1 pseudogene is annotated in these 542 nt (G+C 48.9%); it reads right to left on the bottom strand.

Annotated elements, in window-relative coordinates:
* Positions 1 to 47 precede the first annotated feature (47 nt).
* Positions 48 to 542, bottom strand: a pseudogene (locus IEW48_RS16920) (ISNCY family transposase); the annotation flags it as partial.

Raw genomic sequence — 542 nt, 5'->3', positions numbered from 1 at the left:
GTTCGCTGCTCAGGCTGTATGGTCATTAAGGGATGAAGGTCCCTGTATCAGCTTGGCGCTGTCTGACTACACCTCGCAGTCTCTGGTGCTGTTCTTGGGTTAAACAGTGGTTTCCGCCAAGGATGATGTTCGTCAGGCTTATGGGGCTTTCGCTCTGAGCCCGCTTTTTGTTTTGACGGGGCAGCCTGGCGTTTAGGTTTAGGTATTTCCTTCAACGCATAGGCTTTGCCCTTGTACCACAAAAAGAGTCTTCCATCTATTGTCTGGCGCACCTCTACGCGTGTTTTGGGTGGAATAACGGTTTTCTGGCTGTCCTCAGCAACAACATAGATTTTGTGGTCAAAGGACAGTGTTTGCCCCGTTCCTAAAGTGCGCCAATGACGGTAGCATAAAATCAAATCTAAATTCGTTTGGGTTTGTTCCAGCGGAACAAAAGCGCTATGGGGATCCGTCGGTTCAACAGCAAAAGCTTTGTTGTGTTCCTCGATTAACTCGGGTAAGACACGATTGGCTTCCTCAATGGAATCCACTCCACGAAGACG

Source organism: Caldalkalibacillus thermarum (assembly GCF_014644735.1).
Taxonomy (GTDB): domain Bacteria; phylum Bacillota; class Bacilli; order Caldalkalibacillales; family Caldalkalibacillaceae; genus Caldalkalibacillus; species Caldalkalibacillus thermarum.
Note: the sequence above shows the minus strand (reverse complement) of the source record. Positions and strands in the feature narration are given on the sequence as shown.